Raw genomic sequence first — 23387 nt, 5'->3', positions numbered from 1 at the left:
CCGCTGGAGCGGCCTGACTAATTATCTCGAAATTATCTAAGAGCATATACCTACCACCTAAATACAAGGTTTCACGTGGAACAGGTTAACCCTTGAAACATCCGGGGTTAATGTAACTTTGCACCCTTATGTTTCCAGAATACGATGTAATAGTGGTAGGCGCCGGCCACGCAGGTTGTGAAGCGGCAGCATCAGCAGCTAACCTTGGATCAAAGGTTCTCCTGGTGACTATGAACATGCAGACTATTGCGCAGATGAGCTGTAACCCAGCCATGGGTGGTATTGCCAAGGGTCAGATTGTACGGGAAGTAGATGCTATGGGTGGTTACTCAGGTATCGTTTCCGATAAGAGTATGATCCAGTTCAGGATGCTTAATAAGTCAAAAGGTCCTGCGATGTGGAGCCCCCGGTCTCAAAATGACCGTATGCTCTTTGCTGCTACCTGGCGGGAGATGCTGGAGAACACTCCTAATGTTGACTTTTACCAGGACATGGTAAGGTCTATCATCATTAAAGACAACCGGGCCTGTGGTGTAATAACAGGTCTTGGCCATGAAATAAAGGCTAAAGCTGTAGTGGTAACCAGCGGTACTTTCCTCAATGGGGTGATCCATATAGGAGAGAAACGCTTCGGCGGAGGCAGGGTAGCAGAGAAAGCAGCCACCGGAATCACTGAACAGCTGGTTGAACTTGGCTTCGAAAGTGACCGCCTTAAGACCGGAACTCCTCCCAGGGTAGATGGCAGAAGCCTGGATTACTCCAAGATGGAAGAACAAAAGGGGGATGATGAGATCGTTGGTTTCTCTTTCAAGGATGTACATAAACCCCTCGAACAAAGAAGTTGCTGGGTAACTTATACCAACCAGGTTGTTCATGATATACTTAAAACTGGTTTCGACAGAAGCCCTATGTACACCGGAAGGATAGAAGGAGTTGGTCCCCGTTACTGTCCCAGTATCGAAGACAAGATCAATCGCTTTGCAGAAAGGGACCGTCACCAGCTTTTTATAGAACCTGAAGGATGGAATACAGTAGAGATCTATGTGAATGGTTTCTCTACTTCGCTTCCTGAAGATGTTCAATACAAGGCCATGCAAACTGTTCCCGGTTTCGAGAACGTACGTATGTTCCGCCCGGGTTATGCTATCGAGTACGATTACTTTCCACCTACTCAGCTGACACATGCCCTGGAAACTAAACTCATTGCTAACCTTTTCTTTGCCGGCCAGATCAATGGAACCACCGGTTATGAAGAGGCAGCTTGCCAGGGATTAATGGCAGGTATCAATGCGCACCAAAAGGTGAGGGAACTGGAACCTGTTATCCTCAAAAGGAGTGATGCTTACATTGGTGTTCTTATCGATGACCTGATCAGCAAGGGTACTGAAGAGCCTTATCGTATGTTCACTTCCCGGGCAGAATTCAGAACGTTGTTGAGGCAAGACAATGCAGATCTCCGGTTGACTGAGATGAGTTACAGATTGGGTCTTGCCGGACAGGACAGAATGGAGAAGGTTATAGAAAAGAGGAATGGTGCTGAAAAGATCAGGGCTATTCTGAAAGATCTTTCTCTTGATCCTACTGAAGCTGATGCTTTTCTGCAGGAAAGAAATTCTGCTCCTTTACCTCATAAGCAAAAGAGCTTGCAGGTATTGCTTCGTCCTAATATCTCTTTACCGGATATGATCGCTCATCTGCCTACTATACAAAATGCGCTTACTGGTTTCTCCCCGGAATCTATTGAACAGGCAGAGATCCAGATCAAGTATGATGTCTATATCGAGAAGGAAAAGGAGATCGTGAAAAGAATGAGCCAGCTGGAAGACTTGCTTATTCCTGAGAACTTCGATTATGAAAGGGTAGCTGCTTTATCGAATGAAGCGTTACAAAAATTCAAACGTGTACGTCCTCGGACGTTGGGCCAGGCCAGCCGGATCAGTGGTGTGAATCCAAGTGATGTGCAGATCCTGATGGTGTATATGGGTCGATAAAAGATCTTACTAAAGAAAACGGGTGAGCCACCTTTGGAAGGTGACCCACCCGTTTTCTTTTATTGAACTCCTACTTTTTAGAATTGAATCGCAGCTACTATTTCTTCGAGATAACGTTGATCGGTTGTATCAAACTCATCTAACTCAGCACTGTCTACATCCAACACTCCAATCACTTTTCCATCGCGCATCATGGGAACAACAATCTCTGATTTAGATAAACTGCTGCAGGCAATGTGTCCGGGAAATTGTTCCACATCAGGAACTATGAGTGTTTGTTTTTTCTCCCAGCTGCTTCCACATACTCCTTTACCATAACGGATCCGTGTACACGCAATTGGTCCCTGAAATGGCGCCAGTACCAACTCCTCTCCTTTCACTAAATAAAAACCAACCCAGAACCAGCCGAATTGTTCTTTGAGTGCAGCTACCACATTGGCCAGGTTGGCAACCAAATCTGGTTCACCATCAATCAATGCTTTGATCTGTGGCACCAATGATTCGTACTGTTCTTGTTTTGTTCCTTTCGACACTAATAAATCCTCTGCCATTATATTAAACTTAATTATAATTAAATAAAATTACAATCCATACTTCGCGCTGATCTCTAACATACGCTCGATGGGTTTACGGGCAGCTGTGCGCAAATGTTCGTCCATTGTAATCTCCGGTGTTTCGTATTCCATACACAGGTATAGTTTTTCCAGTGTATTCAGTTTCATGTGTGGACAATCGTTGCAAGCGCAGCTGTTGTCCGGAGGAGCCGGAATAAATGTTTTATCGGGTGAAGATTTCTGCATTTGGTGCAAAATCCCTGTTTCTGTGGCTACGATGTATTCTTTGGCGCTGTCTTCCTGGGTGTACTTCAGCAAACCGGTCGTAGAGCCGATATAATCGGCGATCCTGAGAATTGGCTCCTCACATTCGGGATGGGCTATGATCTTCGCCTGAGGGTGCCTTATTTTGAGTTTGGTGATCTTCTCGAGGCTGAAGATCTCATGCACCATGCAGGCACCATTCCACAATACCATATCGCGGCCTGTTTTCTTGATCAGGTATCCTCCCAGGTTTTTATCGGGTGCAAAGATGATCTTTTGGTCTGCGGGCACACTTTCCACAATTTTCTGTGCATTACTGGAGGTACAGATGATATCGCTCAGTGCTTTGATGTCAGCTGTGCAGTTGATGTAGGATATGACGATGTGATCGGGATGTTTTGCTTTGAACTGCCTGAACAACTCAGGTGGCGCACTATCGGCCAGTGAACAACCTGCTTTCAGATCGGGGAGCAGGACCTTTTTATTCGGGTTCAGGATCTTGGCTGTTTCGGCCATGAAGTGTACACCAGCAAACACAATGATATCGGCATCCGTCTTTTCTGCTTTTTGGGCCAGGCCCAGGCTATCCCCAATATAATCGGCCACGTCCTGGATATCGGGCTCCTGGTAGTAGTGGGCCAGCACGATGGCATTTTTTTCTTTTTTCAATCTTTCGATCTCCGCAAAAAGATCAAGGGTGGGGTCTACGTCCACATCCAAAAATCCTGCGCGGGCAACATTCTGTTTTGCTTCTCCTATGTGTATATCTTCCATAGTATTTATTATTACCTATATTATTTTATAAATAACCTATTACTATTACGGCTGTGGATTCGTGGATAAAACCTACGCCACAATTTTTGGTAAAGTTACAACAACCGCTTTATCCACTGTTTTCCACAAATCATTAACAATCATAATCTCGCGCTGGTTGCACTTTAGCGCTGCTTTTCCACGGCTGTGGATTAAAAACGCCCGGTATAAATAAATGCTTTCCACATCACAATATGGGTGTTAATGAAGGTAGAATAACCGGGGGTTTGTGTACAGCTGCCGAAAGCGCTGGTGCCGGCGGACAACTTTTGATCCAACTATCCACGATTTCCGAGGGGCCCGATCCCGGGTTTTCCACTGCTTTTGGCAGTTATGCACGAAATCGTGGGGACACTGTCTTCACAAGGGCGTTTCACGGAAAAAAATCCTGTTTCCAACACAATAATTCACAAATTTCTGCAAAGAGCTTTGGCGGACGGCAATTCCCGCCATTGCGGGACAAGCTGTGAGTCGGCAATCGGCAGTGCCTTTATTTCGAGTTTGGGCTAAAGCCCGGTAAAAGATCGACTTTTAGCGTCCCGGCCCTAAAGGGACCGGGCAATTCCCTTTGCTTTGAGGCTATTGTTTAGACAATCGCTTCGAAATCTTTTGTTTCGCCCTCCCTTCGCTAAAGCTTCGGCGGACGAAGCAAAATCTGGCGTCGTGGCTCTAAAGGGACCGGGCAATTCCTTTTTGCTTCGATCCTTCTTCGCTGAAATTTTCTGTTTCGCGGCCCTTTACTTCGCAAGCGGATTTCTCACTGCGCCGCTACGGCGTACTACTTTACGGTCGCGAATGGCTCCGTTCAAAATGACAAAGAAGGGTGGGTTTCGTTTGAAATCAACAAAACGGAGGCCTGTATTCAAAATGACAGCGTAAAATGTGGGGTGGACGTTCAAAATCTAAAAATCCGGAACCTACGAGGCTAATATCGGGAATTTTTGCGGGGCGGGGTGGTTGGTGGATTAATAAGCTGCTTATTCAGAATTTATTATTGCGGAGTCTTCATAAAACGCTGTGTTGGTGCATATTTGACCCCGTTTTCCACAATTTGTTCATAATATTTTTTACCCTATTTTTGCCATCCCCATAAAACCAACGGGAGTAATATAATATTATATGTCTATCATTCAGACCATCCGCGACAAAGCTGCGTGGATTATTATTGGAGCGATTGCTTTAGCGTTGATCGCCTTTATCGTACAGGATGCCTTCAGTGGAAGATCGGGAGGATTGTTCAGTGGTCAGTCTACTACTATTGGTAAGATCAATGGTACCAAAGTAGACTATATGGATTTCGAAAGAAGATTGTCTACTGCTGAAAATAACTATCAGCAGAACGGTCAGAACATCGATGAAAACTTCCGCCAGCAGATCCGTGAGAGTCTTTGGAATGAATATGTAGAAAATGCCGTTCTCAACAAAGAGCTGGACAAACTTGGTTTTGTGATCAGCAACAAAGAGAAGGGTGATATATTATATGGACCTAATCCTCCTCAGCAACTGCGTCAGCAGTTTGGTACTCCTGATGGTGGTTATGATGCGCAGGCTGCTTTCCAGGCTATCAATGGTCTGAAAAAGAAATCGCCTGAGTACAACAACTTCTGGGGTGAATTCGTACCGGCGCTTGAAAAGCAACGTATCCGTGAGAAGTTCATCGGTATGATCAGCAAGAGCTATTATGTACCAAAGTGGCTTATAGAAAAAAGGAATGCCGAGAACAGCCAGCTGGCCAGCATTTCTTATGTTAACGTGCCTTACGGAACTATCGCCGACTCTACTGTAAAGGTGAGTGACGATGATGTACGTAAATATGTAGATGCACACAAAGAAGGTTTCAAGCAGGAAGAAGTGCGTGGTGTTGAGTATGTTCTTTTCAATGCTGCTCCCAGTGCTGCTGACTCTGCAGAAGTGAAAGACCGTGTGGCAAAGCTCAGGGATTCTTTTGCTACTACTAATGATATTAAAGGATTCTTCCTCCGCGAGAACAGCCCGGCTCCTTATTATGAAAGCAACATTTCTCTGAAGGAGATCAAGATCCCCAATATCGATTCAATCGTTAAAACTCCTGTAGGTGGTGTGTATGGGCCTTACCTCGATGGTAATTCTTATACGCTGGCCCGCATGGTAAGTGTGAAGATGTGGCCCGACACTGTAAAGGTTCGTCACATATTAATTGCTACTCACCAACAAAATCAGCGGACAGGTGAATTGCAGCCTGTTCGTTATGACAGTACTGCCAAACGTATTTCCGACAGTGTGGAACTGGCTATCCAGGGTGGCGCTGGCTTCGATTCACTTTGTGCTAAATATTCCGATGACGGTAATAAAAATGAAGGTGGTGTTTACGACAAGGTAACAACTGGTCGTATGGTGCCTGCTTTCAATGATTTCATCTTCGGCAAACCCGTAGGTTCAAAGGGTGTGGTGAAAACTGAATTCGGTTATCACTACGTGGAGATATTAGCACAAAAGGGTTCTTCTCCTGCGTATAATATTGCTTATTTGTCTCAACCTGTTTATCCAAGTGAGCTTACCACTAATACTGCTCACCAGAATGCTTCTACTTTTGCTTCTGAAAGCCGCAGCAGACAGGCGTTTGAGGATAACGTGAAGAAAAAGAACCTTAACAAGTTCAATGCTTACGATATCCGTCCGATGGACAACAGCATCCCTGGTGTAGGGAATAGCCGCGAGCTGGTGTTGTGGATGTATCGCGAAGCCAAACTGGGCGATGTGGCTCCTCAACCATTCTTTGTAGGTGATAAGTATATCGTACCTGTATTGGTGAACAGCTATGAAAAGGGTACTATGCCTATTGAAAGGGCTCGTCCGCTGGTAGAGTACAAGATCCGCAACGAGAAGAAGGCTCAACAGATCGCTCAGAAAGTAGGTACGCCTGCTTCGCTCGATGCGGTGACTAAAGTGGTAAACCAGCCTGTTCAGCAAATGGACAGTGTTCGTTTCTCTGCTTCTTATATCCCCAACCTCGGTAATGAGCTTAAGCTTATCGGTGCTTCTTTCAATAAGAACAACCAGGCTAAAGTATCGGATGCCATTTATGGTGAATTGGGTGTGTACTATATCAAGGTGAATAATATCACTGCGCTGCCCAATGCCGGTTCTCTCGATGTGAAATTGCAACAGCAGATGGCTGCGCAGCAACTTCAGCGCGCCAGCTACCTGATCATCGAGAACCTGAAGAAAGCGGCCAGCATTACGGACAACCGCTACAAGTTCTATTAATCGGTTATAACATATAATATTATACAGGCGCCCCGTCGATTTCGACGGGGCGCCTTTTTTGCAATAATTCCTATGTCTTTTGCTTTCAGGGGCAACCAATAAGCTTTAACTTTGTTAATATTCCAGAAACAAATGCACCATGAGTGAGGAGATCATCAATAAGGTAGCTACGAGTGGTTTGATCACGCTGGACCTGGAGGAATACTATCCCAAGGAGGAAATCCTTGTGTTTGATCTCAAGCCTCATTTGTTCATGGAACTCATTTTGAAAGAAAAGGATTTCCGCGCCGCTTTACAGCAGTTGGATTGGAGTGTTTACCAGGATAAGGTGGTGGCTGTAACTTGTACAGCTGATGCTATTATTCCTATGTGGGCTTATATGCTGGTGGGTACTTATCTGCAGCCTGTGGCGAAGGACATCATTTTCGGCAACGAACAATCTGCGCGACAACAACTTTTTCTGCAAAATATAGCAGCGATCCCGGCCAATGATTATGCTGATCAGCGGGTGGTGGTGAAGGGATGCGGTGATGTACCGATCGGAGAGTATGCGTATCTCGAGATCACCAAGAAATTGCGGCCTGTGGCGAAAAGTATTATGTATGGGGAACCTTGTAGTACTGTCCCCATTTTTAAAAAGAAATGATTTGCTAACGTCCTGCCTTATGGCGGGACGTTTTTTTATATAGTGTTGCTTGTCACCCAAACACTAAGGTGAGCCGCCCCGCTCTGCTGTAAAGACTACACGGCAGGGCGACCCACCTTCAACTGAGCAATTAAACATCATTTCCCATGGATGTCGAAATACTGTCGCGTATTCAGTTTGCATTTACTATTGCGTTTCATTACATCTATCCGCCGTTAAGTATTGGCCTTGGATTATTGCTTGTCATCTTTGAAGGTATGTATCTTAAAACCGGTGATAAGCGTTATGAGCAGATCACCCGTTTCTGGATAAAGATCTTTGCGCTCATTTTTGGTATTGGTGTAGCTACGGGTATTATCATGGAATTTGAGTTTGGCACCAACTGGGCTACTTATTCCAAATACGTGGGTGATATATTCGGTAGTGCGCTTGCCGCCGAAGGTATTTTCGCTTTTGCGCTCGAGTCGGGCTTTCTTGGTATCCTCATCTTTGGCTGGAACAGAGTAGGGCCGAAAGTGAATTTCTTCTCTGCTATTATGGTATTTCTCGGATCTATGTTTTCTGCGGTGTGGATCGTGGTGGCCAACTCCTGGCAACAAACGCCTGCAGGTTTCAGGATTGTGGGGGAAGGGATGGAAGCACGGGCGGAGATCACCGACTTCTGGGCGATGGTTTTCAACCCATCGAGTGTAGAACGGCTTACGCATGTGTGGATCGGGGCATTCCTGGCGGGCGCTTTTCTGGTGTTGAGTGTGAATGCCTGGTATATTCTTAAAAACAAACACCTGCATATTGCCAAGCCTTCTTTTAAAATAGCGTTGATCACTGCTACCATCTGTTCGCTGCTTCAATTGTTTGTGGGGCATAGGAGTGCTGATGGTGTTGCTAAAAATCAACCGGCGAAACTGGCTGCGCTCGAAGGTCATTATGATTCTCTCGCCACCGGCGACATGTATTTGCTCGGTTATGTGAATAATAAAACGCAGCAAACAACCGGCATCCGCATACCGGGCGGCCTCTCGTTTTTACTGCATGGCGATTTCAAAACGCCTATTAAAGGATTGAATGCTTTTCCTGAAAGTGACCGACCCAGGCAGGTGAATGCGATTTTCCAGTTTTATCATATCATGGTGGGTATTGGCATGTCGCTTATTGCGCTTTCTGTTTTTGGGACCTGGCTTTATTATCGCAACAAGTTGTTCGACAAGCGATGGCTGTTGTGGATCTTTGTGTGGGCGGTGTTGCTGCCACAGATTGCGAACCAGGCGGGATGGTTTGCTGCAGAAATGGGCCGCCAGCCCTGGGTGGTTTATGGATTGCTCCGGACTTCCGATGCTTTGTCGAAAGCGGTGACCGCGAACCAGGTACTTTTTTCTCTTATCATGTTCATGGTGGTGTACCTGTTGCTGCTGGTACTTTTCCTTTACCTGCTTAATCGTAAAATACAGCACGGGCCTGTGGATTATGGCACGAAGGAAGATATTGAAGAGGGAAGCAAACGTGATAACCCATTACTAACTCATTAAACCGGCAGACATGGAAACTTTTATCGGACTTGATTATAATGTATGGTGGTTTCTCGTTTTTGGAGGTGTTATCAGTGGGTATGCGATTCTCGACGGTTTTGATCTTGGCGCGGGGGCTTTGCACCTGCTGCTGAGAAAAGAGCAAAGCCGGCGGATAGCGCTCAATGCCATCGGGCCTGTGTGGGATGGTAACGAGGTGTGGCTCGTGATAGGTGGTGGCGCTTTGTTTGCCGGATTCCCTATAGCTTATGCTGCTATCTTCTCGGCGTTTTATGTGCCGTTCATGGTTTTTCTAATGGGCATCATTTTCCGGGCTGTGGCTATCGAGTTCAGGAGTAAGGAGCCTATGTTGTGGTGGAGAAAGACCTGGGACATTATGTATTGCGGGGCCAGTATTGTGATTGCGCTTTCGCTGGGCCTTATGCTGGGCAACGTGGCTTTTGGTATTCCGCTCAATGAGCAAAAGGAGTTTGCCGGTAACTGGCTAACGTTCTTTAATCCGTTTTCTATTATGGTAGCCATCACGACGCTGGCGCTGTTCATGATGCATGGTGCTATTTATCTTACGATGAAAACGGAAAAAAGGCTTTATGCGCGATTGCGTATCCTGGCGAGGAACTTCATTATCTTTTTCGTGATGAGTTTTGTGATCACTACTTTGTATACATTATTATATGTGCCACACCTCAGTGATTTCTTCCGCGAGCATCCGATCGGCTTTATTGTTCCCGTGCTCATGGTATTGAGTATTGCCAATGTGCCGCGGCAGATCAAAAAGGGAAAATACCGTTATGCTTTTATCAGTTCTTCTGTCACCATTGCTTTGTTGCTTATCATGGTGGCCCTGGAAGTGTACCCGTATCTGCTGTACTCGACGGTGAATCCCAAGAACAGCATTACTGTGCACAATGCGGCGTCTTCTTATAAGACCATGAAGATATTGCTTACCATTGCCGCGATCGGTACGCCGCTGGTAGGGCTTTATACTTCCTTTGTGTTTTGGACTTTTAAAGGAAAAGTAAAGCTGGATGAAATGAGTTATTAATTATGACAGGGTGGCGCCGACTTTTTCGAGCAGGGCTTTTGTTTTGCGGATGCCTTCTACGGGATCGCCTTTTTCGCCCTCGAATTCGATGCCGATGTAACCGGTGAAGCCGGCATCTTTTACTATTTTGAGCATTTTGTAGTAATCTGTTTCAATGCAGTTGCCCTGTGCATCGAACTCAAATGTTTTGGCGCTTACACCTTTGGCATAGGGCATCAGTTCCTGCGTGCCTTTGTAGCGGTCGTACTCTTCGAGGCACTTGCCTCCGTACATCCCTATTTCATGCTTGATGCAGAAGTTGCCGAAATCGGGCAGGGTGCCTACATTGGGTTTGCCTACTCCTTTCATTACGCCAGCCAGCCAGCTTCCGTCGGAAGTGTAGCCGCCGTGGTTTTCAACAATGACGTTGATGCCTGTTTTGGCGCCATACTCACCTAAGCGGCCCAGGCCGTCGATGGCTGCTTTTTGTACATCTTCGCGGCTGCCTTCGCCATGGGCGTTTACGCGAATGGTGGCGCAGCCCAGGAATTTGGCGGCATCTACCCATTTATAATGGTCTTCTACTGCTTTGAGTCTTTCTTTATCGTTGGGCGAACCCAGTGATCCTTCGCCATCCACCATGATCAGGTGATTCTTTACGCCATTGTCGGTGCAACGTTTCAACAACTCGGTGAGGTATTTCTCGTCTTTTGCTTTGTCTTTGAAAAACTGGTTCACGTATTCCACTACACTGATGTCGTAATCTCTTTTGGCTACTAATGGAAAATCGAGGTTGTCCAGCTTTTTTTCAAAAAAGGCTTTGTGGAGCGACCATTGTGCCAGGGAAATCTCGAAGAATAATTTGGCGGTAGCAGCGGGTGGAGTAGTGGAAGATGAATCGGTTTTACTGTTTTCGGCAGTAGTGGTTCCATCACTGCAGGCAGCTAATCCGGTTGACACGGCTCCGAAACCGGCAGCGAGGCCACCCAGTTGTTGTAAGAAACGGCGACGATTGGTTGACATAAATTTTTTTATAGGAAGCAATTGAATTGATCTCGGTAAAATGAATGTACAACAATATTGGCCTAAAACCATCCTCTCTTTCTAAACATCCACAGCATCCACATCGGGATCAACAGCATGAGGCCCACGGCAATGAAAAAGCCCCATTTATTATGTATGGAGGGGATGTGCTCGAAGTTCATGCCGAATATGCCACCTATAACGGTGGCGGGCGCCAGCAGGCAGGTAACGATGGCCATTACTTTCATGACCTCATTCAACTTCAGGTTTACATTGTTGATGTAGAGGTCCTGCATGCTCGTCATGATATCGCGGTAGTTCTCACTGAGGTCGTAGGCCTGGATGATGTGGTCGTAAACGTCTTTGAAGTATTTGGTGGTACGATCGTCGAGCAGGTCGCTTTCGCTGCGGATGATACCGTTTATCAGGTCGCGGACGGGCGCGATGTTTCTTTTCAGTACGATCATTTCCTTGCGGATCTGGTTGATGCGGGCCAGCGATTTGGTATTGCTGCGGCGAATGACTTCTTCTTCTACCAGCTCTACCTGTTCACCCAGCTTTTCCATTACCTGGAAGTAATTGTCTACAATAATATCCAGCATGGCATACAGCAAGTAATCTGCTGAGCGCTGCCGTATTTTACTGTTGGCCATTTTCAGCTTGGTACGGATGGGGTCGAATACATCGCGGTTTGCATCTTCCTGGAAAGAGATCACAAAATCCTTACCTAATACAATGCTGATCTGTTCTGTTTCTACCGTGCGGGAAGTGCTGTTGAAGTACAGCATATTCAGCAAGCAGTACAATACGCCTTCCACTTCATCCATCTTTGGGCGCTGGTGCATGCTGAGTATGTCTTCGACTAACAACGGGTGTATTTCGAAGTGGGTGCTAATGGATTCTACATCCAGCTTTCTGATGCCATCAATATTGATCCAGCTGATCTTATTGTTGTGTTTGCAGGTGAAAGCTTCCGTGACCGTATCGAATCTTTGTTCTTCTATTGCTTCGGCATTGTAATCGTAAATGGTAACGACGATCTCCTTCGCTTCTTCCCGTTCGGGGGCTGCGGTAGGATTGATGTGGAATATCTCTTTTGTGCGGTGGGTACCGAACAAAATGGGCAAGCCAAGATAGCGTAGGTATTTCTGCGGACTCATAGACATATAATCCCTGAAAAATTAAGCATAATAATCATACCTAAAAAATAATGCCCCGTATAACGGGGCATTGTATGGAATGAAAAAATTGAGCAGGTTAATCGATGCTGTTTAATTCGAGGTCCACTCCGTGTGAATTGCCTTCTACTTTCAGCAATGCAGGGAATGAAGGATTGTTCAGTATCCAGAGCTTGGTTGTACCACCGGGACCTTCTACCAGGATGGCGTCATATGTTTTGCCACCCACTCTCAGTCCTGATTGATCACCTTGCTTAACGGTAAAAGTCTGGTCGTTGTACACAAACTTTTTGTCCTGTTGCAAGCTGTTCCATTGTGCTTTGGAGATGAGAAGTACTGTTGATTCTTCAGACAGCTCTTCGTCGGTTCCTGCAGTGGGCTGGCTCCAGTAGCCACGGGAAGCATTTTCCAGTGATTTCTTTTTCATGACCCAGCCGCCGGTTCCCATGCCATCGATGGCCCAGCCGATTTTCACGTACTCGCTACCCAAAGAATCCACTACCGCTGTAAAAGGAATGGTTTGTCCACCGGTGAACAGGGTATATGTGAATTTGGAGCCTTTCTTAACAGCAGGATTTACTTTGTCCTGTGCAAAGCCTGCGACAGCGCTCAGCAGGCATAGTGCAAATAGTATTTTTTTCATGGTGCGTTTGGTTGTTGTTTCAACGAAAGTACCTTAATCAAAAACTCCTGCCAAGCATGACCGTACGATACAGCTCTTTTTTGACCCTAAATAACAAATTCATAAGATGAGCCGACAACCCTTCGACAAGCTCAGGGTGACATTGGTTTCTTACAAGCGCTCGTAGAGCTTTCTCAGTTTCTCACGTGTCATGATCTTTTCCCAGTCTACACCTAATGCATTTTCCCACAGGGGTTTCATGCCCAGTGATACGTTGATCATGGTGTCGAACTGTTCATCTGTCAAGCCTTTGCAGATGCCAGTGGGGATATCGATCTTGTTCTTGTCTACCATGCGTTTGAATTCTTCCACACCGGCGGGGTAATATTCTTCGAGGTGGTTCATGACGATACAGTTACCGATGCCATGTTTGGTACCCAGCAGGTAGCTGAGTCCATAACTCACGGCATGGGCTACGCCTACCTGTGAATAAGCTATGCTCATACCGCCTGCATAAGAGGCCATCATCAACTTATCGTCGCACTCTGCGTCCCACTGGTCTTTTTCGAGGAAAACATATTGGCAAAGTTCGAGTGCTTTTTCGCCGTAGGATTTGCTGAACTCATTGAGGAAAGTGCCTTCGAGGCTTTCAATGCAATGGATGTAGCAATCCATGCCTGTATAGAATCGTTGGTTTACCGGAGCGTTGGCCGTTAATTCGGGGTCCAGTACGATCTGATCGAATGGTGTGAAATCGGAGTTCATGCCCAGTTTCCGGGTAGGGCCTGTCAATACTGTGGTACGGGAAACTTCTGCACCCGTGCCGCTCAGGGTAGGAATGCCGGCTTTGTAAACGCCGGGTAACTTAACCAGGTCCCAACCCTGGTAATCGGCTGATGATCCCGGGTTGGTCATCATCAGTGAAACTGCTTTACCGAGGTCCATCGCTGAGCCGCCACCGATGGCAATAATGCCGCTCACCGTTCCAAACTCGCTTTTCAGTTCAGCGGCCAGTTTATCTACGTAAGTTGTTTTTGGTTCGTAAGTAACGTCTACAAATATTACTTTGTCTTTGCCTCGCAGGGGAATGCGGTTTACGAGGGGTTTTCCTTCAAAGAAGTGATCTACAAAGAAGATCATGGGTGCATCGCCTTTGCGGCGGGGTGCTAATATTTCGTCGAGCTGATCAAAACTACCGCGGCCATACACCACGTAGTCCACCATTTTAAAGTTTCTGAACTTCATCCGTATAATTATTTACTGTATTGGATTGATAGCGTGAAGGTAAGTGTAGAAAAGAAAGTAACAAAAACCGCGCAATGGGTTGGGAGAAATGGTGAAGCAGAAAAGGAGGATGGCCTTGAGAAAGTAAAACGCAGCCAACTGCTGCGTTTTTGGAGAGCCTAAACCAAAATGCTGAGTTTCGAGTGAAAGAATAACCGCGTTTCCTTCCGGCTTATACGCATAAACCGGAAAATATCTTAAGTTCGGATTTACTATATTTTATTGGATTGAGAGAAGTGGGATAAGGTTCGGATTCCCTATCACGTGAGACCTGTGGATAAACGTTTTAGCTGTTTTTCGCAGGATAGCGGAGTGGAATAAAATTAGTTATTTTTATTTCATGTAATCAAAACGGAACATGAAATTTTCAAGAAAATTGCAAATTATCCTCAAAAAGAGCGGCTAATTGCAACTTTACTGCAGTCTACACGCCTAACGGATTATTTATTGCCGCAGAAAGCCGCAATAAAATTATATAGGCTTAAATATCTATATTTTTTATGCGTAATGGGTTACTCTGCAACCAGGGCCGCTGCTCCAAAAACTCCAGCACTATCTCCCAGGGAAGGCTTTAATACGGGTACTTCCACCCCGTTATTAAATATGTGTTTTTTCAATGATTCGACGCCTTCTGTATAGACTACATCGATGTTGCCTACACCACCGCCCACAACGATCACATCCGGATCGAGCAGGTTGGTGATCACCGAAACTGCCTTGCCAAAGAAATGCGCCAGGCGCTCCATGGTTTGTACTGCTGCTTTATCGTTACCCGTCTTGCCAGCGGCTACGATGTCTTTCAAGGATAGGGATTGGCCGCTGATGCTGGTATAGTAACCCTGCAAAGCCGGGCCTGACAATACTTTCTCTACACATCCTATTTTACCGCAATAGCAGGGTCCGCCTGATTCATCTAAAAAGTTGTGCCCCCATTCGCCGGCGATCCCATGGCGCCCATTCCACACCTGTCCATCGATCACGATGCCGCCGCCTACGCCAGTGCCCATGATGATGCCAAAGACAACGCGTGCATCCGGTGCCTGCTGTCTTACTACGCCCCAGCGGGTTTCGGCCAGTGCAAAGCAGTTGGCATCATTGGCCAACACCGCCGGTACCTGCAAGGCTTCTTCGATGTCTTTTTTCAGGGGTTTTCCGTTGAGTGCTGTGCTGTTGCAGTTCTTCATCGTTTGCAGACGGGGGTCCAGTTCTCCGGGGGTACCAAAACCAATGCTGGTGGCTGTTAGTCCCGATTCCTGCTGCATGAGATCGATGAGTCGTTTGATCTGCTGTACAATGTGCGGATAACCTTTGCCGGCTTCCGTATCTATGCGTGTGCGTAGTATAGGCCGTGCATCATGTGCGGAGGGTAAAATAACTCCTTCGATCTTGGTGCCGCCGAGGTCGACACCCCATAAAGGATTACTCATGGCAAAGCGGTTTATAGTTAAAGCAACTTCGATGCTCTTTCAAGGTCTTCGGGTGTATCGATCTCTACGCCCATGTAATCTACCACGATCATGCGCAGGGGAACTCCGTATTCCAGGTATCGCAGGCACTCTACTTTTTCTGCTGCCTCGAGAGGCGTCATAGGCCAGTTGGTGAAATTGAGCAATGCCTGTTTGCGGAATGCGTATACACCAATGTGTTCGTAATAGGTAACGGGTACTTCTTTGTTGCGGGGGTAGGGGATCACGCTCCGGCTAAACATCAGGGAGTTCATGTTCCTGTCTACCGCCACTTTCACAAAGTTGGGATCATCTATTTGTTCCTGTTCATGCAGTACCTGCATCATAGATGCTACCTGCACGGAGGGATCGTTGAAGCATTGCAACAATTGCTGTAAAGGCTTCGACTTGATGAAGGGTGTATCGCCCTGCACATTGAGTACAATATCCACCTCCATATCTGCTACTGCTTCTGCTATACGGTCGCTGCCGCTCTCATGTTCTTTCACACTCATTTTTGCCTTGCCTCCATGGGACACGATCTCCTGGTAGATCACCTCGCTGTCGGTGACTACCCATACTTCATCAAATAATCCTGTAGCTACTGTATTGTCATAGGTATGCCGGATAACTGTTTTATCCTTCAATGTCTGCATCAGCTTGGCCGGGAAACGTGTGGCTGCATAGCGTGCAGGGATCATTGCTATCACTTTTGCCATAATAAACTTTTCGGAGCGTAAAGATAACAGTTGTGCAGCACTACTTATTGCTGGCAATAATATTCGCCCAACATCCTGCCGAGGTTCAATACGGCTGATTTGCCCTTTCCGGTACCACTGTTGCACAGTACGATAATGCCAATATTTTTTTCTTTGATGATCATGGTGTAGTTGCTGAAGGTGGGGCTTTTGCCGAGGAAGTGATTTACCTGCAGCTTGTTCCATACTTCGCTTTCCCAGCCCATGGCCTGCCCTGGTATCGGTGACAATAGTAATAGGGCTGACAGGTTGCTGATGTTTGATTTTTTGTGTTGCAGGGCCTTGAGCATATCCTGCATGAAAACAATATAGTCTTTCAGCGAAATATTCACATCTGTGGCTGGTGCAATAACAGGCATGGTCTGAATGCCGCGTTCAGGTTGCAGGGTGCCGGCAATATCCCGGTGGCCGTATGGCTGCAGGCTATCGCTCAACCGCGGCAAACCAAAGTGAATGGAAATGTTCAGTGGTTTATTGATGTATTGGGCCACGAGGTCTTCCCAGGATTTATTCATGGTTTTTTCCATCATGGAAGCGGCGATGGCCGTACCTGCGGCAGAATAAATGGGCTGGGTGCTGTCGACGATCAGTAATGGTGGTGGCTTCATCACTTGTGTGGCAAAGGCCCTGCGTTGTTCGGGTTTACTGCCTGTGAATACAGGGAGGCCAATAAAATCGTCCGGCTCTGTATAGGTGCGAATGCCTGCCCGTTGAGACAGTAACTGTCGCAGGGTTACTGCGTGGTATACCTTCATCGTTCTGCCGTTTATTTCGGGCAATGCCTTTACGACAGGGGTATTCCACTGGAGTTTATTGGCTTCAACCAGTTTAGCGGCCAGGTAAGCAGTAAAAGCGGTCGTGTTGGTACCGGTATAAAACCGGTCTGTAATACGGATGCTATCCTTTTTCCGGAATTCACGTACGCCTGAAGATCCGATGTCTATTATTTTATCGGCATCGAATACGGCGTATACAAGCCCGGGTACACCACGGAATTTACGGATGCTATCGGCCATGAGGGAAAAAGCCTGTGAGAAAACCGGGGTACAACAAACCATCAATAAAACAAAACTGCACAACTTTTTCATGTTAACGGTTTCAATGGGAACAGGGTTCTGTTAATAATTGATAACAGTATTCTTAATAGTCGGTTTTGATGGTATTGTCAAAAGGAAGTCGGAGTTGATAGGTCAGGTTTTCATCGGTAGCCCCATCCAGGACATCCAGTCCGTACTGAAGCTTTCTGGGATCTTCATAGGCGAAGGTGCCAAAGATACGATCCCACAGAGAAAAAATATTAGCATAATTTGTATCTGTGTAGGGGCGCTTATAATGGTGATGAACTTTATGCATATTGGGTGATACCAGTACCCAGCTGATGGGTTTGTCGAGCCATAAAGGCACCCGGATATTGGCGTGGTTGAAATGGGTGAAAATGGCGGCCACGCTGCGATACAGGAAATACATGCCGATGGGCAGGCCGATCAACAGGACGCCGACAATCGTAGACATTTCCCGGAATACCCATTCGCCGGGATGGTGGCGGGTGCCGGTGGTGACGTCTACTTTGGTATCGCTGTGGTGGATCATGTGAAACTTCCACATCCATTTTATTTTATGCATGGCATAGTGGGGGGCATACTGTCCAAAGAAATCCATGAAGAAAAGGCCGAGCAGGATATTGGCCCAGAGTGGCAGCGCCAACCAGTTGAGCAATCCGATATTGTTTTTAGTGACCCATGCGCATATGGCAATGGTAATGCTGCCCAGCAATAAATTCAGGATAACTGTGGTGAGCAGGAAAAGCAGGTTAACGCCGGCGTGTTTGTAACGTTTGAAAGAGAATCTGTATAATGGGTAGTAGCCTTCGAGGACCCAGAAAAAGATCATACCTCCCAACAGGATCGCTATTCGTTGCCAACTCTCGATATTTTCCCAGAAATGCATGAACGACTCCATAGGCAAAAAAGATCGTTTCATTAGTAATTTACGGTAAATATCCCGAACGAGAAACAGGGGCAGGACCGGCCAAAAGAGGGGTTGAATACCCTCCCGAAAGGGCAGTTAAGACAAAAGAAAAGCCGGATACGATATCCGGCTTAGTATTGTTTAGACCTGTTTCCAGGTCACTATGTTATTTGCTCAATTAGCTGTTCAGCATCAGTGGCATAACCAGCATCAGCATTTCTTCGTTCTCATCCTGTTCTGTTGGCTTGATGATACCAGCTTTTGTAGGAGTAGAAAGTTCTACTACTACATCGTCGCTTTCTGCCGCGTTCAGCATTTCGATGAGGAATTTGGCGTTGAAGGCGATGGCCAGGTCTTCTCCGTCGTAGGAACATTTCATGCGCTCATTTCCTTCGAATGAGAAGTCAACGTCCTGTGCAGCCAGCTGCAGCTCACTGCCGCTGATGTTCAGAACTACCTGGTTGGTGCTCTTGTTGGAGAACACGCTCACCCGGCGCAGGGCGCTCTGGAAGTCGGACTTATTAACACTCAGTTTGTATGGATTGTCTGCCGGGATGACCACTTTATAATCGGGGAAACGGGCATCTATCAGGCGGCAACTCATCTGCGTGGTGCCGTGTTTTACAAAGAGGTGGTTGCTGTTGTAACTTACTGTAAGCTCATCTTCGTTGACCGGTAACGCTGCTTTCAGCAGGTTGAGCGGTTTTTTGGGAACGATGAGGGAGTCGTTTTTGGGGCAGGCTACGTCTTTGCGTTTGTAGCGTACCAGGCGGTGTGCATCTGTGGCGACAAATTGCAGTCCCTTTTTATCCATTTCAAAGTATACGCCTGTCATGGCCGGACGCAGGTCGTCGCTGCTTACAGCAAACAGGGTTTTATTGATGGCTGTTACCAGGGCGGCAGAGCTAACTGTAAAGGAAGAGGTGTCGTCTGCTGCTGGTTCTTTGGGGAAGTTATCTGGATTTTCGCCCATTACCTTGTACTTACCGTTATCGCTGGTAATTTCTACGCTGTAGTTCTTATCGATGTTGAAAGTAAGTGGCTGATCCGGGATATTTTTGAGTGAATCGATCAGGATCTTGGCGGGAATACATACCCTTCCGGTGTCTTTTGCTTCCACTTCCATCTGCACTCTCATCACCGTTTCGAGGTCGGTGGCTACTACAGTGAGCTTGTTTTTGTCGATTTCAAACAGAAAATCCTCCAAAATAGGCAGAACCGTGTTGGCGTTGATAACGCCGCTAATCTGTTGTAACTGTTTCAATAAAGCCGAAGAAGAAACGATGAACTTCATAAGCTGGTTAAAGATTTGAGCAAATATAGAATTATGAACAATACGCCCCAGCGTATATTTTTAAACAGAGAAGTCACAAATCCATCAATTTGAACCGCTAAAGTGTATTTTCGACCCGCCATGCTGCTATCGGTCGTCATTGTGAATTATAATGTGAAGTATTTCCTGGAACAGTGTCTCTGTTCTGTGGGAAAGGCTATTGCGTATGATCAGGGGGCCGTGGGACAGGGCCTTTCGGACCAGGTGGAGGTATTGGTGGTGGATAATTGCTCTACTGATGGCAGTGTGGACTGGCTACGTCCTCAATTTCCTTTTGCGCAGTTTATTGCCAATACCGAAAATGTGGGTTTTTCACGGGCTAATAACCAGGTTTTGGGCAAATGCCGGGGGAAATACGTGCTTTTTCTTAATCCGGACACCATTCTTCCCGAAGATTGTTTTCAACAATGTCTCTCTTTTATGGAGGCTCATCCGGATGCCGGTGCGCTCGGGGTGCATATGATCGATGGCAGTGGCCGGTACCTGCCCGAATCCAAACGAGGGTTTCCCACGCCCTGGGTGTCGTTTTGCAAAATGAGTGGGCTTACCCGGCTTTTTCCGACCTCGAGGTGGCTGGCCAGCTATTATCTTGGGCATTTGTCGCCAACTGGCATCCACCAGGTGGACGTATTGTCGGGGGCTTTTATGTGGATAAGAAAGGGGGTGCTGGATAAGACCGGCGGTTTTGATGAACGTTTTTTCATGTATGCCGAAGACATAGACCTCAGTTTCCGCATTCAACAGGCCGGGTATGTCAATTACTACCTGCCTGCTCCGGCGATCATTCACTTTAAAGGGGAAAGTACGCGTAAGGATAAGCGCTATATAAAATTGTTTTATACCGCCATGATCCAATTTGTGCAGAAGCATTACAAAGGGATTGGGGCATGGGGGTATACGAAATTGCTGCAATTGATCATTGCCAGCAAAGGCAATACAGATGAAGTAAAAAAAGCGAAGCAACCTACGATAAATGATATCCGGTCATTTGTCATAGCCAAAGATGAAATGGTGGGTTCGCTAAAGGAGCAATTAAATAGTAAGCGGGTATTAACACAGGAGATGACTTCTGCAGATGAACTGATCTATATAGAAAGCCTCAGGCTAACGTTTAAGGACATCATAGATGCTGTGCAAAAAAATAAAGGGGACCAGAAAATCCGCATTCACGCTTCCGGAAGCTGTAGTATAGTGGGAAGTGATTCGAAAGATAATCAGGGAGTGTTTATTGTTTTGGAAAAGCAATAGAGTGGCGTTTAAACGGCGGGGTGACTGCCTTTGTTATACTTGGAAAAGTTAAAGTATAGCCGCCTTTTTGGCGGTTTATCCCCAGCCGGGGGGCATTTATGCATTACAATTCCACCTAATCCCTTAATTTTGAATTTGCCTGACCAAACCGGCTTACTACTTAATGGCATTAATCGATATTTCCTTACCCCCCTCTATAGCGAAAGCCTTGCGATTGCCAGCCCGTTCTCCCCGGCGGCAACAGCTCAGGGTATTGAGGAAATTGCTCAAAAAAGCCCGTTTTACGGAGTTTGGGCAGACGTACCGGTTCGATGAGATCCTGCTGAGTAAACATGCCGGCAAGAAGTTTCAGCAGCTTGTTCCCACATACGACTATAATAAAATATACGATGCCTGGTGGCATAAGACGCTCGAAGGAAGGCCTGATATCTGCTGGCCCGGCAAGATCAAATTCTTTGCCCTCAGCTCCGGTACTTCCGAGTCGGCCAGTAAATACCTGCCTATTACCAACGACCTGATGCGTGGTAACCGGATTGTGATGATCAAGCAATTGCTCACGCTCCGTACTTACCATGATATCCCGGTAAAGAGTATTGGCAAGGGATGGCTGATGCTGGGTGGCAGTACTGATCTTCAAAAAGGACCTGGTTATTATGCCGGTGACCTGAGTGGTATCACCGCCAAAAAGGTTCCCTTCTGGTTCTCTCCGTTTTATAAGCCGGGTAAAAAAATAGCCCGTACCAAAGATTGGAACAGTAAGATCGAAGCGATCGTAGAAGAGGCTCCCAACTGGGACATTGGTTTTGTGGTGGGTGTGCCTGCCTGGATTCAGATGTGCATGGAAAAGATCATCGAGCGTTACAAGCTGAAGAGCATCCATGACATGTGGCCTAACCTTGCCTTCTTTGTGCATGGGGGTGTATCTTTTGAGCCTTATAAAAAAGGGTTCGAAAAGCTGGTGGCCAAGCCGCTCACTTATATCGAAACATACCTGGCTTCTGAAGGCTTTTTGGCTTATCAGAACAGGCAGTTTGCCAAAGGCATGCACCTTTCGCTGAACGATCATATCTTTTTTGAGTTCATTCCTTTCAACGATAAGAATTTCGACAGTGATGGCAATATTGCCGAAAATCCTGAAGTGTTGATGATCCATGAAGTGGAAGAGGGGAAGGATTATGCTATTTTGATCAGCACTACTGCCGGCGCCTGGCGTTACCTGATTGGCGACACGGTGCGTTTTGTGGACAAAGAGCGTTGTGAGATCATTATCACCGGCCGCACCAAGCATTTCCTTAGCCTGGTAGGGGAGCACCTCAGTGTGGACAATATGAATAAGGCGGTTCAGGTAGTGGCCGATGAAATGAATGTCTGTATTCCTGAATTTACAGTAGCGGGTGTGCCGCACGGTCTTTTCTTTGCGCACCAGTGGTGGATAGCTTGTGATGATCAGGTGGATGCAGAAATAGTGCGGCAAAAGATCGATCAAAAGCTGAAGGATCTGAATGATGATTATGCAGTGGAAAGAGGCAGTGCTTTAAAAGATGTTTATCTCAAAATACTTCCGGAGTCCAGCTTCATGGAATTTATGCGCCTCAAAGGTAAAATTGGCGGTCAGCATAAGTTTCCCCGCGTAATGAAGGGTAAAATGTATGAGGACTGGGTAAAATTCCTGGAAACAGGCGCCCTTTAAATCCTGGATCTATACCAGCCATATCCTACTTATATGTAAAAGGGCGGGTATGTAACTTGTTCTTTTTCACTCGTCTTATTCTTTGTAAATTGACGTTTTAATTAGTTATTACTTCTTTTTAGCGCATGTGGCAAGCCATCATCAATGGAATAATGCTGGGGTGTATCCTTGCCTTATCGGTAGGGCCGGTGATCTTTACGGTGATCAAACAAAGTCTTAATAATGGTCACACGGGAGGGTTTTGCTTTGTTGCCGGGGTATGGATGAGCGATATAGTGCTGGTTGTTATCAGCAATGCTTTTTCTGCACTGGTAAGTGAGTTATTGGAGTACAAAGATATTATCGGTTATATCGGCAGCGCCTTTCTTGTAGTCATGGGTATTTTTTATCTCTTCTTTAAAAAGGTAACGCTGCGCACTGATGCGGAAGGAAAGATCGCACGCTTTCGCAAGCGGGATATGGTCAAAATATTCTCCAGTGGTTTTTTTATCAATACGCTTAACCCGAGTGTTTTTATTTTCTGGCTGGGCACGGCTACAGCTCTTGCCGCCAAGTTCAGTTTTCAACAGCGGGTCATTATCTTTTCTGTTTGTCTAGCGTTGAATATTGCAGCGGATGTTTTTAAAGTGCTGCTGGCGGGAAAACTCCGTAAGAGGCTTACGCTGCATAATATCAATGTTATTAACAAAGTGTCGGGTGTAATACTGGTTGGCTTTGGTATGGCATTGTTGTATGGCACTCTTTTTTTATCAAAGGAGATATGATCTTAATCTG

General features: G+C 46.4%; 19 protein-coding genes. 8 read left to right on the top strand and 11 right to left on the bottom strand.

The window, feature by feature from the left end; genetic code table 11:
* The first annotated feature begins 128 nt into the window (after positions 1 to 128).
* A complete protein-coding gene (mnmG, locus tag AC5JBY_RS04550; RefSeq protein WP_495903372.1) occupies positions 129 to 1991 on the top strand; it encodes a tRNA uridine-5-carboxymethylaminomethyl(34) synthesis enzyme MnmG in 1863 nt (620 codons plus the stop codon).
* A 77-nt stretch (positions 1992 to 2068) separates the two neighbouring features.
* Here mnmG and AC5JBY_RS04545 read toward each other — a convergent pair whose 3' ends face one another.
* Positions 2069 to 2542: a GAF domain-containing protein gene (locus AC5JBY_RS04545; protein ID WP_495903371.1), complete on the bottom strand. Its 474-nt coding sequence runs from the start codon at positions 2540 to 2542 to the stop codon at positions 2069 to 2071.
* A gap of 30 nt (positions 2543 to 2572) precedes the next feature.
* Positions 2573 to 3583, bottom strand: a complete 1011-nt coding sequence (gene nadA, locus AC5JBY_RS04540) for a quinolinate synthase NadA (RefSeq protein WP_495903370.1) — start codon at positions 3581 to 3583, stop codon at positions 2573 to 2575.
* Between the two features lie 1158 nt (positions 3584 to 4741).
* On the opposite strand from nadA, the gene AC5JBY_RS04535 reads away from it, so the two are divergent.
* From AC5JBY_RS04535 to cydB, 4 genes are all read left to right on the top strand, one after another.
* Positions 4742 to 6868, top strand: coding sequence for a peptidylprolyl isomerase (locus tag AC5JBY_RS04535; protein WP_495903369.1), 2127 nt, complete (start codon positions 4742 to 4744; stop codon positions 6866 to 6868).
* 139 nt (positions 6869 to 7007) lie between these two features.
* Positions 7008 to 7514: a DUF2480 family protein gene (locus tag AC5JBY_RS04530; RefSeq protein WP_495903368.1), complete on the top strand. Its 507-nt coding sequence runs from the start codon at positions 7008 to 7010 to the stop codon at positions 7512 to 7514.
* 146 nt (positions 7515 to 7660) lie between these two features.
* On the top strand, positions 7661 to 9040 hold the full coding sequence (locus AC5JBY_RS04525; protein ID WP_495903367.1) for a cytochrome ubiquinol oxidase subunit I: 1380 nt from the start codon (positions 7661 to 7663) through the stop codon (positions 9038 to 9040).
* Between the two features lie 10 nt (positions 9041 to 9050).
* Positions 9051 to 10085 (top strand): cytochrome d ubiquinol oxidase subunit II, encoded by a 1035-nt coding sequence (gene cydB / locus AC5JBY_RS04520; RefSeq protein WP_495903366.1) that lies wholly within the window; start codon positions 9051 to 9053, stop codon positions 10083 to 10085.
* On the opposite strand, the gene AC5JBY_RS04515 is transcribed toward cydB, so the two are convergent.
* From AC5JBY_RS04515 to dnaN, 9 genes are all read right to left on the bottom strand, one after another.
* Positions 10086 to 11087: a sugar phosphate isomerase/epimerase family protein gene (locus AC5JBY_RS04515; RefSeq protein WP_495903365.1), complete on the bottom strand. Its 1002-nt coding sequence runs from the start codon at positions 11085 to 11087 to the stop codon at positions 10086 to 10088.
* A gap of 62 nt (positions 11088 to 11149) precedes the next feature.
* Entirely contained in the window at positions 11150 to 12253 is a 1104-nt protein-coding gene (gene corA, locus AC5JBY_RS04510) for a magnesium/cobalt transporter CorA (protein WP_495903364.1), read from the bottom strand.
* Positions 12254 to 12344: 91 nt separating this feature from the next.
* Positions 12345 to 12908: a hypothetical protein gene (locus AC5JBY_RS04505; RefSeq protein ID WP_495903363.1), complete on the bottom strand. Its 564-nt coding sequence runs from the start codon at positions 12906 to 12908 to the stop codon at positions 12345 to 12347.
* Positions 12909 to 13058: 150 nt separating this feature from the next.
* The gene (locus tag AC5JBY_RS04500; RefSeq protein ID WP_495903362.1) at positions 13059 to 14132 is read right to left on the bottom strand and encodes an iron-containing alcohol dehydrogenase family protein; all 1074 of its coding nucleotides are present in this window, start codon (positions 14130 to 14132) and stop codon (positions 13059 to 13061) included.
* A 551-nt stretch (positions 14133 to 14683) separates the two neighbouring features.
* A complete protein-coding gene (locus tag AC5JBY_RS04495; RefSeq protein ID WP_495903361.1) occupies positions 14684 to 15598 on the bottom strand; it encodes an ROK family protein in 915 nt (304 codons plus the stop codon).
* A 17-nt stretch (positions 15599 to 15615) separates the two neighbouring features.
* Positions 15616 to 16335, bottom strand: a complete 720-nt coding sequence (gene kdsB / locus AC5JBY_RS04490; protein WP_495903360.1) for a 3-deoxy-manno-octulosonate cytidylyltransferase — start codon at positions 16333 to 16335, stop codon at positions 15616 to 15618.
* A 44-nt stretch (positions 16336 to 16379) separates the two neighbouring features.
* Positions 16380 to 17462, bottom strand: a complete 1083-nt coding sequence (locus AC5JBY_RS04485; protein ID WP_495903359.1) for a serine hydrolase domain-containing protein — start codon at positions 17460 to 17462, stop codon at positions 16380 to 16382.
* A gap of 52 nt (positions 17463 to 17514) precedes the next feature.
* A complete protein-coding gene (locus AC5JBY_RS04480; protein WP_495903358.1) occupies positions 17515 to 18354 on the bottom strand; it encodes a sterol desaturase family protein in 840 nt (279 codons plus the stop codon).
* Between the two features lie 166 nt (positions 18355 to 18520).
* A complete protein-coding gene (gene dnaN / locus AC5JBY_RS04475) occupies positions 18521 to 19636 on the bottom strand; it encodes a DNA polymerase III subunit beta (protein WP_495903357.1) in 1116 nt (371 codons plus the stop codon).
* A 120-nt stretch (positions 19637 to 19756) separates the two neighbouring features.
* Between dnaN and AC5JBY_RS04470 the strand changes: the two genes are divergently transcribed.
* The 3 genes from AC5JBY_RS04470 (at position 19757) to AC5JBY_RS04460 (ending at position 23377) form a co-directional block, all read left to right on the top strand.
* Entirely contained in the window at positions 19757 to 20923 is a 1167-nt protein-coding gene (locus AC5JBY_RS04470; RefSeq protein WP_495903356.1) for a glycosyltransferase family 2 protein, read from the top strand.
* A gap of 163 nt (positions 20924 to 21086) precedes the next feature.
* A complete protein-coding gene (locus AC5JBY_RS04465) occupies positions 21087 to 22613 on the top strand; it encodes a GH3 family acyl-acid amido synthetase (protein WP_495903355.1) in 1527 nt (508 codons plus the stop codon).
* Positions 22614 to 22738: 125 nt separating this feature from the next.
* Positions 22739 to 23377 carry a LysE family translocator gene (locus tag AC5JBY_RS04460; RefSeq protein ID WP_495903354.1) on the top strand — a complete coding sequence of 213 codons (639 nt, stop codon included), beginning with the start codon at positions 22739 to 22741 and terminating at the stop codon, positions 23375 to 23377.
* The last annotated feature ends 10 nt before the right edge of the window (positions 23378 to 23387 follow it).

The sequence above is a fragment of the Paraflavitalea sp. genome (genome assembly GCF_059502485.1).
Note: the sequence above shows the minus strand (reverse complement) of the source record. Positions and strands in the feature narration are given on the sequence as shown.

What these genes read in the sequence shown, in the direction of transcription:
- AC5JBY_RS04530 (WP_495903368.1), top strand. Translation starts at nt 7,008, where the DNA reads ATGAGTGAGGAGATCATCAATAAGGTAGCTACGAGTGGTTTGATCACG.
- AC5JBY_RS04500 (WP_495903362.1), bottom strand. Translation starts at nt 14,132, where the DNA reads ATGAAGTTCAGAAACTTTAAAATGGTGGACTACGTGGTGTATGGCCGC.
- AC5JBY_RS04470 (WP_495903356.1), top strand. Translation starts at nt 19,757, where the DNA reads ATGCTGCTATCGGTCGTCATTGTGAATTATAATGTGAAGTATTTCCTG.
- AC5JBY_RS04545 (WP_495903371.1), bottom strand. Translation starts at nt 2,542, where the DNA reads ATGGCAGAGGATTTATTAGTGTCGAAAGGAACAAAACAAGAACAGTAC.
- nadA (WP_495903370.1), bottom strand. Translation starts at nt 3,583, where the DNA reads ATGGAAGATATACACATAGGAGAAGCAAAACAGAATGTTGCCCGCGCA.
- AC5JBY_RS04535 (WP_495903369.1), top strand. Translation starts at nt 4,742, where the DNA reads ATGTCTATCATTCAGACCATCCGCGACAAAGCTGCGTGGATTATTATT.
- corA (WP_495903364.1), bottom strand. Translation starts at nt 12,253, where the DNA reads ATGTCTATGAGTCCGCAGAAATACCTACGCTATCTTGGCTTGCCCATT.
- mnmG (WP_495903372.1), top strand. Translation starts at nt 129, where the DNA reads ATGTTTCCAGAATACGATGTAATAGTGGTAGGCGCCGGCCACGCAGGT.
- AC5JBY_RS04505 (WP_495903363.1), bottom strand. Translation starts at nt 12,908, where the DNA reads ATGAAAAAAATACTATTTGCACTATGCCTGCTGAGCGCTGTCGCAGGC.
- AC5JBY_RS04460 (WP_495903354.1), top strand. Translation starts at nt 22,739, where the DNA reads ATGTGGCAAGCCATCATCAATGGAATAATGCTGGGGTGTATCCTTGCC.
- AC5JBY_RS04515 (WP_495903365.1), bottom strand. Translation starts at nt 11,087, where the DNA reads ATGTCAACCAATCGTCGCCGTTTCTTACAACAACTGGGTGGCCTCGCT.
- AC5JBY_RS04495 (WP_495903361.1), bottom strand. Translation starts at nt 15,598, where the DNA reads ATGAGTAATCCTTTATGGGGTGTCGACCTCGGCGGCACCAAGATCGAA.
- kdsB (WP_495903360.1), bottom strand. Translation starts at nt 16,335, where the DNA reads ATGGCAAAAGTGATAGCAATGATCCCTGCACGCTATGCAGCCACACGT.
- AC5JBY_RS04525 (WP_495903367.1), top strand. Translation starts at nt 7,661, where the DNA reads ATGGATGTCGAAATACTGTCGCGTATTCAGTTTGCATTTACTATTGCG.
- AC5JBY_RS04465 (WP_495903355.1), top strand. Translation starts at nt 21,087, where the DNA reads ATGGCATTAATCGATATTTCCTTACCCCCCTCTATAGCGAAAGCCTTG.
- AC5JBY_RS04480 (WP_495903358.1), bottom strand. Translation starts at nt 18,354, where the DNA reads ATGAAACGATCTTTTTTGCCTATGGAGTCGTTCATGCATTTCTGGGAA.
- dnaN (WP_495903357.1), bottom strand. Translation starts at nt 19,636, where the DNA reads ATGAAGTTCATCGTTTCTTCTTCGGCTTTATTGAAACAGTTACAACAG.
- cydB (WP_495903366.1), top strand. Translation starts at nt 9,051, where the DNA reads ATGGAAACTTTTATCGGACTTGATTATAATGTATGGTGGTTTCTCGTT.
- AC5JBY_RS04485 (WP_495903359.1), bottom strand. Translation starts at nt 17,462, where the DNA reads ATGAAAAAGTTGTGCAGTTTTGTTTTATTGATGGTTTGTTGTACCCCG.